The organism is Actinomycetota bacterium, assembly GCA_019347575.1.
Lineage (GTDB): Bacteria > Actinomycetota > Nitriliruptoria > Nitriliruptorales > Nitriliruptoraceae > JAHWKY01.
In genome coordinates this window covers 1-9,384 of sequence record JAHWKY010000065.1, presented here as the reverse complement: position 1 = coordinate 9,384, position 9,384 = coordinate 1, and the positions used below count along the sequence as shown (strand labels likewise).

At 70.4% G+C, this 9,384-nt stretch carries 9 protein-coding genes; 3 read left to right on the top strand and 6 right to left on the bottom strand.

Annotation, left to right across the window (positions count from 1 at the left end; translation table 11 throughout):
• The 3 genes from KY469_21550 to KY469_21540 form a co-directional block, all read right to left on the bottom strand.
• Positions 1 to 1,235, bottom strand: a 1,235-nt coding sequence (locus KY469_21550; GenBank protein MBW3665688.1) for a glycoside hydrolase, incomplete at its 3' end; no start/stop codon positions are given.
• A gap of 142 nt (positions 1,236 to 1,377) precedes the next feature.
• Positions 1,378 to 3,264 carry a glycoside hydrolase gene (locus tag KY469_21545; protein MBW3665687.1) on the bottom strand — a complete coding sequence of 629 codons (1,887 nt, stop codon included), beginning with the start codon at positions 3,262 to 3,264 and terminating at the stop codon, positions 1,378 to 1,380.
• 101 nt (positions 3,265 to 3,365) lie between these two features.
• On the bottom strand, positions 3,366 to 3,494 hold the full coding sequence (locus KY469_21540; GenBank protein ID MBW3665686.1) for a LuxR C-terminal-related transcriptional regulator: 129 nt from the start codon (positions 3,492 to 3,494) through the stop codon (positions 3,366 to 3,368).
• A 29-nt stretch (positions 3,495 to 3,523) separates the two neighbouring features.
• Between KY469_21540 and KY469_21535 the strand changes: the two genes are divergently transcribed.
• The 3 genes from KY469_21535 (at position 3,524) to KY469_21525 (ending at position 4,821) form a co-directional block, all read left to right on the top strand.
• Positions 3,524 to 3,673 (top strand): DUF433 domain-containing protein, encoded by a 150-nt coding sequence (locus KY469_21535; GenBank protein MBW3665685.1) that lies wholly within the window; start codon positions 3,524 to 3,526, stop codon positions 3,671 to 3,673.
• 165 nt (positions 3,674 to 3,838) lie between these two features.
• Complete coding sequence (locus tag KY469_21530) at positions 3,839 to 4,249, top strand: NAD(P)-binding domain-containing protein (protein ID MBW3665684.1); 411 nt, start codon at positions 3,839 to 3,841, stop codon at positions 4,247 to 4,249.
• Entirely contained in the window at positions 4,231 to 4,821 is a 591-nt protein-coding gene (locus tag KY469_21525; GenBank protein MBW3665683.1) for a hypothetical protein, read from the top strand. The genes KY469_21530 and KY469_21525 overlap by 19 nt, the downstream gene beginning before the upstream one ends.
• A gap of 83 nt (positions 4,822 to 4,904) precedes the next feature.
• On the opposite strand, the gene KY469_21520 is transcribed toward KY469_21525, so the two are convergent.
• The 3 genes from KY469_21520 to KY469_21510 form a co-directional block, all read right to left on the bottom strand.
• Complete coding sequence (locus KY469_21520) at positions 4,905 to 5,054, bottom strand: hypothetical protein (GenBank protein ID MBW3665682.1); 150 nt, start codon at positions 5,052 to 5,054, stop codon at positions 4,905 to 4,907.
• A 93-nt stretch (positions 5,055 to 5,147) separates the two neighbouring features.
• Positions 5,148 to 8,756: a CocE/NonD family hydrolase gene (locus tag KY469_21515; protein ID MBW3665681.1), complete on the bottom strand. Its 3,609-nt coding sequence runs from the start codon at positions 8,754 to 8,756 to the stop codon at positions 5,148 to 5,150.
• A 12-nt stretch (positions 8,757 to 8,768) separates the two neighbouring features.
• The coding region (locus tag KY469_21510; GenBank protein MBW3665680.1) for a hypothetical protein at positions 8,769 to 9,384 on the bottom strand (616 nt) is incomplete at its 5' end.

Sequence of the window (9,384 nt, the reverse complement as noted above, 5' to 3'; positions counted from 1 at the left end):
CTCCCCATGTACGCAAAGGCAACCTCGCCCGGCCCGGCCGCGGCCACGTCCACGAAGATCGTCTCGCGCACCCCGGGCGGAGCGATCATCATCGGCTCTCCCCACGTGAGGCCGCCGTCCTCGCTGATCGCGACGTACGGCAGTCGGTCGCGGGCCACCCAGGCGAAGTAGAGCGTGCCGGCCTCATCGATCGCCACCGACGTGGAGATTGGGAGCGGGGACTCCCCGCCGAAGAACGGGGGCACCATGATCACGCCGCCGCGGTAGGTGCCAATGTCGGAGACCTGCACCCGCTCCCACGTCGCGCCCTCGTCACGGCTGATCGCCAGGAACGGGCGACCGCAGTAGGTACGCGGCAGGTAGACCGTCCCGTCCGGACCCACCACACCGTGACCCGACAGTCCCCCGCAGAATCCCGGGATGCCGAAGTCCCCCTGGTCGACCTCCGGATCGATGCCGACATAGGCCGGCTCGCCCGTCGGCACGAACGTCCGACCGCCGTCAAGCGAACGCTGGCACGTCGTCAGCGACGAGAAGTTCGCGCCCGGTGGGACCTGGGCAGAGCACAGGTACACGACGTTGGGGTAGACGTCCGGGTCGAGATCGCTGGTGACGGGCGGTCCCGCGAACAGCGTCTGGTGGTCGAGCTGACCGCACAGGGGCGAGCTGGTCCAGGTGACGCCCGCATCGTCGCTGAACGACACCTCGTGGCACTCCAACGCGGGGGTCAGGTTCACGCTGAACACCCGGTCCGTCACGGGATCGACGTAGAGGTAGGGGTCGAACGTCCCGCCGGTGGCATCGGTCAGGGGCGAGGGCGAGGCGTAGCTCCAGGTGCGTCCGCCGTCCGTCGAACGGCCCACGACCGAGAGACCCTCTGCATCCCAGAGCTGGTACAGGATCGTGCCGCCACTCGTGAGACCCAGGGTCGGTTCGGAGGCGATCTCGCCGGTCCGGTACAGCGCGCCACGACTTCCGTTGACAACCCCCTCGTTGGGGACGCCGCCCGGACTGTGCTCGATCACGTGGGAGCCCCACGACGGCCCCCCGGCCGGTTGCGTCAGCGCGATGTCGTGGGCGTGCGCCGACCGGGCGTGTCCGTGCGCCGACAGGGGAGGAGCGGCGCGGTCCACGGCGCTCATGGGTCCGCTCCCCGTGATGACGACGGTCCCCGCGAACGCCGCGACGACGACCGCGATCAGCAGGACGAACCGTGTGCGCTTCGATCCACTCATGGTCACCTCGTCGTCGAGGACGTGGACGGACGCGGATCCAGCTTGATCCGCGCGAATAGGACATCGCTGGGTCCGGACGACGTGAGCGGTGGCGCCACCGGGACAGCAGCCCGAACCCGTGGGGCAGGCCGAGGGACTCTCATCACCCGTGCACCGTGACGTTGCCGTCGTCCAGTGCGCCTCCGCCCGCGTACGACTGGGCGTCGAGGCGCAGGTCATCACCCCGCGGACCCGTCCCACCATCGAGGCACCACAGGGTGAACGGCTCGGTGGTCACGGCCCCATCCCGCGTCACGCGTGCCTGACCCCGCACGGTGCAGCGCATCCCGTCGGCGGTCCGTTGGAGGACAACGGACGTCAGTGCCGTGGCCTCGATCCGCACCTCCGCCGATGGATCGTCGAACGCGACGTGACCCTTCAGGGCGCCCTCACCGTCGCTCTGCACCGACAGGTCGAACGTAGCGGTCCCACCGGGGTCCTCACCCGGGACCGCCCCGGATCCGGTGATCTTGACGGTCCCCGCATGCGGCAGGGAGATCGGGGCGAAGGCGACGTCGGCAGGTCCGTGCTCGGCAACCGGCGGGGCCACGGAGAACAGAGCACCGAACCCGTACGGGAACCCGACGAGCCCGGCGTAGTCACCGAGGAAGTAGCGCGACCCGTCCCGGTCGCGCGGGGCGCGGCGGAGGTCGAACGGTCCGGCGAGGTGGATCTCCCGCCACGAGACGCCGCGGTCGGACGAAGCCGCGAACCACACGTCGGTCGTCAGCTCCTCGTCACCGGGCACGTCGCGGCGGACGTCGTACCACGACACGCCCACGGTCCCGTCACCGGCCACGGCGATCGCCGGCAGCACCGCGACGTTGGCGATGCTGGCGACGGTCGTCGGTGCCGTCCAGGTCGCGCCCTGATCGTCCGAACGCGCGATGCGGATCTCGGTTCCGCCCGGCGCGGCCCCCACCGGGGTGTCCTGCGACCAGGCCACGTACATCGTGCCGTCCGGTGCAACGGCGACGTCAGGGTTCGTGTCCGCGAACGAGACGACCTCGTCCCGGTCCCCGCGGAAGGCGCTCTTGGCGTACGTCGCGATCGGCGACGGCGCCGACCACGAAGCTCCGGAGTCGTCGGAGTCGTCGGAGCTGATCGAGAACAGTCGGTGGGTGCCCGGCGTCCCGCGTTCCCGGTGGAGCTTGTCCCAGACCATGAACACGACCACGAGCCGCGTGCCGCCGTCGTGCTGGGGGATGACCGCGATGTCGTTGGGCCACTCCCACTGGACGGGATCGTCGGGGGGGATGGTCACCGCGCTGGTCCAGGTCCTCCCGCCGTCACGGGACATCGCGAAACGCATCTGATCGTCGATCACCTGCTCGGTGAGGGGCTCCTCCTCCTCCCGTGCCCACACGGCGTAGAGCCTGCCGGAGCGGGCGGGGTGGGCCGTGATGACCGGCTTCTCGAGGAAGTGCTCCCCGGCTTCGAGCGTGGACGGGCCGGAGTGCCAGGTCGCGCCCCCGTCCGGCGACGTGCTCACGAACACGGCGTCGTCGGGGTCGACCTCCGTGTCGTTGGTGAACGCGAGCGTCGAGAGGAAGGCGGTCCCGTCCGGGCCGATGGCCCCCCAGGGGTCGGTGGCGCGGTCGTACGGGGAGCTCTCGTCCGTGCAGTTCGAGATGCCGCTCACGGTGATCGGCGTCTCCCAGGTGGCGCCGCCGTCACGGCTCACCGCCACGACGTTGCTCCGGGCGCCCCCACCCGACCGGTAGCGGTCCTGCTGCCAGGACGCGAGGAGATGGTCGGGGTCGTTCGGATCGACGGCCAGATGGACCTCGACCTCCGAGTCCATGATGGGTGACCCGTCGGGGTCCCCGCACGTCGGGTCCAGCGGGTTCGGGCCCGAGATCAGCCGGACGTCGACGACCTCCGGGAAGGCGCTGCCTCCCCCGTCCTGCGCGCTCCCCGTCGCGGAGGGCACGGTCGCCAACAGGACGGTCGCGGTGATGGTCAACGTGCCGAACAGCCGGCTACCCATGCCCATCCTCCTGGTGGTCGGTCGAGCACCCTCAGGAGCGTGGCAGGTGGCACGTACGAGACATCCGTAGCGCTACGGATATGTGCGAGGTGCGTGTGAGGTCAGCCGGATCGCGCCATGGAGGCTTCGCGTTCGGCGTAGGCCGCTTCGAGCTCGCGTCGGTTGGACACGTCGAGCTTGGCGAAGACGTTGGCGATGTGGGTCTCGACCGTGCGGCGGGAGATGAACATGCGCTCACCGACCCCGCCGTGCGGTGGCCATGCTCGTGCGGATGATCGCGGCCGGGACCACGGTCGAGACCATCCTCGAGGACCGCCCCCAGCTCGTCGAGGACGACATCCGCGAAGCCCTGCGCTTCGCCGCGGCCAACGTTGACCAGCGGATCATCCCGCTCGATCAGAGCGCGTGAGCTCTCCGAGAGCACGGTGCTCGTGATCGAGAAGGATCGGTATCGAGTCCGATACCGCCCGATGGATGAAGCCTGACGGGAGCCTTCTCAGGGCTGTCGTGACAACGCCGAAGACGACGGTAGACCCGTCGCTGTAGGTCCGGAGAAGATCGCCGGCAGCGCTGGTTGTACGTCAGCTCGAACGCCTTGCCAATCCGCGAACACACCAAGGTCAACTCGGTCGAACGGCTGCTGGATGGCGACTTCCTTGTGGACACGTCTGGCGGACAGGTGCAGGCGCGCAACGTCGTCGTGTGTTCGGGGAGCATGAGCACACCGCGCCTGCCCGCGGTGGCTGCCGACCTCGACGAGAGGATCGCCAGCCTGACAGCGGCCACGTACCGGAACGCCGGGGCGCTGGCCCCGGGCGCGGTGGTGGTAGTTGGCAGCGGACAGTCCGGATGTCAGATCGTCGAGGATCTGCCTAAAGCCGGACGCACCGTTCACCTCTGTGTCAGCAAGGTCGCCCGCATCCCCGGCGCTACCGAGGTCGCGACATCGTCGACTGGCGGCACGCCATGGGGTTCTTCGACGTGATGGTCGGGGATCTCCCGGACCCATCGGCCCAGTACGCCGCCCAGCCCCAGGTGTCGGGCACCGAAGGAGGCCACACCATCAGCCTGCAATCGCTCGCCCGCGATGGCGCGTCCTTGCTCGGGCGCGTCGAGCGGATCGAGGGCGTCGTGTGGCACCTGCGGCCCAACGTCGACGAATGCGTGCGGTTCGCGGACGACAAGTGTGCGGAGTTCAAGGCTGCCATCGACACCTACATCGACGCCAACGACATCGTCGCTCCCGAACCCGAGCCCGACCCCTACGAGCCGCCGATGCCAGACCTGCGTGGCTCCGATGAGCTGGAGCGGTTCGACCTCGAGGCCGCAGGCGTGTCGTCCGTGATCTGGTGCGTGGGCTTCGCGGGCAACTTCTCCTGGATCCGTGACGACGTGCTCGGCGAGCGAGGGCTCCCGATCCACGACGCGGGAGTGTCACGGGTGGATGGCCTGTACTTCGTGGGGTTCCCCTGGCTGAGCAAGCGCAAGTCGGGGATCCTGTTGGGCGTCAGTGAGGACGCCGGCCGCATCGTGGACAAGATCACCGCAGGCGTCTGATCGGCCGACCTGGCGGTCGGCGTCACAACGATCGTCATGCGCTGTTCGCGCCCCGGCGCCAGTCGCTGGCGTCCAGAGTTCGGCTAGGCACCGGCGCGTCGTTCGATCTCGATGATCTGTTTGTAGTTGAGCAGGATCATGTGTTCGAAGTCGCGTTCCATCTGCCGCTTCATCACGGTGCGCTCCAACACGACACCCAGAGGCCGGAACGCCGGGAGCGCGCGGAACCTCATCCTCTGTACGCGGGAACTCTCCACCCGGAGCAACGCGGCGATCGCGACCGTCGCGGTTGGCTCAGCCGGCCGACGCCGTGGACGTCCGAGGAGTCAGTCACCGTCGCGGCCGTGCGGGGTCGGATCGAAGGGGCGGGGCGGGTAGCGCAGGCTGGGGCGGTCGCCGCGCAGGGTGCCGTTGGCCAGTGGCAGCACGACGTGGCTCGCCGTCGCTCCACCGTCGGCGTGCACGGTGATCCGCGGCGAGTAGGGGCTGGGCTGGTAGTAGCCCAGAACGGGGTCCTCGGAGCCGTGCAGCAGCACGACCAGACGGTCTCCCGGGTGCAGTTGCTCGGCGATGTCGATCAGGTCCACGCGGACGTGCGTCCGCGCGTCCGGACCGGTCGGGAAGGCAGTGCCCTGGTAGCTGCCCGTGTGGAAGCGCAGATCCGCCGAGCCGCTGGTCAACGGGACCAGCTCCGCGGCCGGGTCCTCGCAGGTGCTCCCCGCCGGGAGTCGTGCGACGGTCACGCCGACGATGCCCCCTTCCTGCGTGGAGGACAGCCGGAGGTACGCGAAGGGGTTCCCAGCGACGAGTACACCGTCCGTGAGCGGCTCACCGACGTAGGCCACACCGAACTCGCCCAGCGCGTCGCTGAGTCGCTGCCTGCACGTTGCCGACCACCAGTAGGCGGGGACGCCACCGTCCTGCGCGGACCGGTAGTCGTTGCCGGGATGGGCGGTCGCCACGAAGGTGCGGTCCCCATCGCCGGCCGTGCCACCGACCCGATCGCCGGCGAGGTAGAGGACCTCCTCGCGAGCGTTCGCAGGCGGCCAGGTGCCGCTGCGGTGCCACCGGCCCGTGCCGTCCTGATAGTCGACCCGGTCCGGCGGGACGTCACCGACACCCTGCAACCAGTAGCCGAGCCAGCCGAAGAGGGTCGTCCGCCAGTTGTCGCGGATCCACTCCGGTGTCAGTGCCGGCTCCTCGGCGAACGGGGGCCCGTGGGCCCACTGGCCGGTGATCTGCCACAGCGGCGCGTCGACCAGCGCCGACACGAGCGAGTCCTCGTACTGGCTACCGAAGTCGTCGAAGCCGTGGGCCAGCAGCGTCGCCGCGGTGATGTCACCCAGCCGAGGCAGCAGGTTCCGTTCTTCGTAGTAGGTCTCATCTCGGTCGTCGCGGAAGCCGTCGGTGGGGTCCCCGGTGATGGAGTGTGGGCCCTCCTCCGGGCAGAGCCGGGCGGGCAGGTGTCCGAACTCGTCAAGCGCCTCGTGGCCGTTCCCGAGGTGTGGCGGCAGCGTCGCCGCGGCCAACATCGGGCCGAGCGCGAGGTAGCCGCGGAAATTCTGGATGGCCCCCTGCGGGGTGAAGCGGTTGGTGTACAGGTGGGTGACGACCCCTGCGACAGCGATGGCCTTTAGGCCATCTGGAGCCTGCACGGCGCCGGCGAGCGCGGTGAACGCGGGGGCGGAGTTGCCCCCCATCCCCACGCGGCCGTTGGACCAACCTTGGGACGGGGACGCCAACCAGTCGACGAGGGCCTCCTGGTCGCGTTGGAGTTCAGGCGAGAAGAAGTCGAAGCAGCCGCCGGAACCGCCGGTGCCCCGGACGTCGAAGAACGCCGCCACGTAGCCCTGACGAACCAGCTCGATCGGGGCGACGCCCCACGTCCGCGTCGGGCCCGGTCCCGGCTCGTCAGCCCAGAACTCCTCAGAGCCGGGACCCGGACAAGGGACCACCGGGCACGCACCCAGGTACGGCGAGGAGTGCAGCGCGACCGGCGCATCGGTGACGCCATCGGGGAGGTCTGGGAAGGCGAGCCACCCGTGGAGCATCGTGCCATCGTGGCTTCGGACCTCCACCTCCTCGACGTACGCGAGCTCGAACGGTGCCAGGCTGGCGCCTTCCCAGACGTAGTCGCAAGGATCGGGCTCGGTGCAGGGAGGGGTATCGAACGAGCGGCCGAGGCGATCCGGAGAAGGCTGGTCTAGGACGGCACCGGTGAGCACCGGCAGGGCCAGTGCCAAGACGACGAACACGGCACGGCGCTTCGTCGGATGGCCCCGAGGCCGGGACGCTAGGCGACGGCGTGGACGAGTCTGCAGTCCGCGGAGCGCGATCGATGTGGCGACCAACAACGCGCCGGTGAAGGAGGGTGGAGCGCCCGTGACCGGCAGCGCCGCCCGAACCCCGTCTGGACCCGCTGCGTGCGCTGGCGGAGCATCCGTGGCGTCGTGGCCACCTCGATCGGCCGCGGGTTGTGCTGCGCCGCCGGGCACGACGTACGCCTTGCCGGCGTAGGCGCCGCTCACGTTGGGCGCGCCGACGATGATGTCATCGACCCCGTCGCCGTCGACGTCAGCTGTGGCGAGCGAGAACCCGGCGTCGTCGCCTTGCTCGCCGGTGTACGACCGGGTCGCATCGGCCCATCGCTGTTGCCCGCGGGGTGCATCGACCACCGTGATGCCACCGCCGTCGTCGGCGATGGCGCTGGCAGGGTGGCCGACCACGAGCGCCGCTCTCGAACCGCCACCCAGGTCGGCGATCGCGAGGGCGCGCCCGAACTGCTGCCCGTCCGCCCTTTCGAGACGGACGCTGCTGACGTCCGCCAAACCGACGGCACCCACGAGACGTTCGCCGCCTGCGATCAGGTGGACGGCGTCGACGCCAGGCGCGCCGATCGCCACATCGGCGGCGGGACCGTCCAGCAGGTCGCCGACGGCCAGTCCCTGCCCGGTGAAGTCGTCTGCGGTCGTGCCCTCGAGAATCGCGTCCGACGTCGCGAGGCTGTGCGCCCCGGATGGCGGCTGGTAGTAGAGGTGGACGCGGCCGGGGTTCGCGGGCGGCACGGCGTTGCCCGGGGCCGCGATCAGCAGATCCGATCGGCCATCGCCGTCAACGTCGGCGCCGTCGACCCGGGCGCCGGCGAGGTCGGCCGGCCGCTCACCGAACAGCTGCGCCCGTGCCTCGGCGACGTGCCGATCGTCGTCCAACGGACCGGTGAACAGGTAGGCGGAGCCGCCACCGACCGGCGGGGCCCCAGGACCGTTGCCACCGACCAGCAGGTCCTGATGGCCATCGCCGTCGACGTCGCCGACGCCACCCACGGAGATACCGACGAAGTCGGTCGGGGTCAGGCCGGTGATCACGGCGCGCGCTGCCGAGCCGACATCCACCGTGCCGGACAGTCGTGAGCCTCCGTCCACGACGTAGGCCTGTCCCGGTCGGTTGCGACCAGGCTGCACCGGCGTTTCGAAGCACCCGGCAGCCAGCGGCCCGGCCCCGACGAACGGGCCCGGCGCGCCGATGAGCAGCTCGTCGTCACCGTCGCCGTCGAGATCCACGACGTCCAGACCCTCGCCGAGGAAGTCACCGTCCTCGTCGCCGATGAGGGTCGCGTCGGCATCCGCGAGCAGGCGATCGCCCTCGACCGGCCCGTAGACCACGTGGACGGCGCCGGAACCGGGGCCCCCCGCGGCGTGGCACGGCGCGGCAACTGCCACGTCGTCCACACCATCGCCGTCGAGATCACCAGCGGCGACGGCGAACCCGGCGGCATCCGCCTCCCCACCCTGCAGAACCAAGCCCACCTGCGCCAGCGCGTGGTCGCCACCCGAGCGAGGCGTCGCTGACCCGACCAGCGCCCACGCCGGGACGGCGGTCGCAGACAAGGACACGACAGCAACGACCACGCATGTCGACCGCAGATGTGGACCCATGATCGCTCTCCCTCAGAACGCGGGGACGTCGCTGGGGCAACGGCGGTTGTCTTCGCCGTCGTCCCATCGGCCGTCGCCGCAGTTGGCGGTGCAGTCGTCGGGGGCGGTCTCATGGTTCTCGCCGCGGCTCGGGACGCATACCCCGTCGCTGTCGTGTGGTTGTGGGAGCAGCGGCGAGTTCTGCCACAACGACGGCTCGCCCCGGTCGGGCTCTCCGTTGGGGCCGGTGCCGTACGGGAGCCAGGTCGTGAGCACCCAGTGCGTGCGGTCGCTGCGCCGGGTCCAGCCCTGGTCGGCGAACACCTCGCCGAGCGACGGGGCTGCCTCCAGGGCGAGGAGGTTGCCGGCCTCGGTGCGCACCGGCGCCTGGGGGCCCAGGTGCGGCACCGTCGACACGATCGCCGCCACGTGCTCCCACTTGTCGTAGACCAGCCACACGGAGTTGCGGCCGGCCTCCTCGGCCGCTTGTGCCAGCGCCGGCCAGCGGGCCTGCAGCAACGGGCGCTGGTTGGTGTCAGGCACGTGCCAGGTCTCCATGCGCACGGCCACCGCGTCGCGGAACCCGCCGATGTCGCGGGCGCCGATCGCCTGCCAGGCGCGGCAGTCAGGGTTGAGGAACTCGCTGCGG

Coding starts and splice junctions, on each gene's coding strand:
- KY469_21520 (MBW3665682.1), bottom strand. CDS start 5,054: ATGAGGTTCCGCGCGCTCCCGGCGTTCCGGCCTCTGGGTGTCGTGTTG.
- KY469_21540 (MBW3665686.1), bottom strand. CDS start 3,494: ATGTTCATCTCCCGCCGCACGGTCGAGACCCACATCGCCAACGTCTTC.
- KY469_21545 (MBW3665687.1), bottom strand. CDS start 3,264: ATGGGTAGCCGGCTGTTCGGCACGTTGACCATCACCGCGACCGTCCTG.
- KY469_21535 (MBW3665685.1), top strand. CDS start 3,524: ATGCTCGTGCGGATGATCGCGGCCGGGACCACGGTCGAGACCATCCTC.
- KY469_21525 (MBW3665683.1), top strand. CDS start 4,231: ATGGGGTTCTTCGACGTGATGGTCGGGGATCTCCCGGACCCATCGGCC.
- KY469_21515 (MBW3665681.1), bottom strand. CDS start 8,756: ATGGGTCCACATCTGCGGTCGACATGCGTGGTCGTTGCTGTCGTGTCC.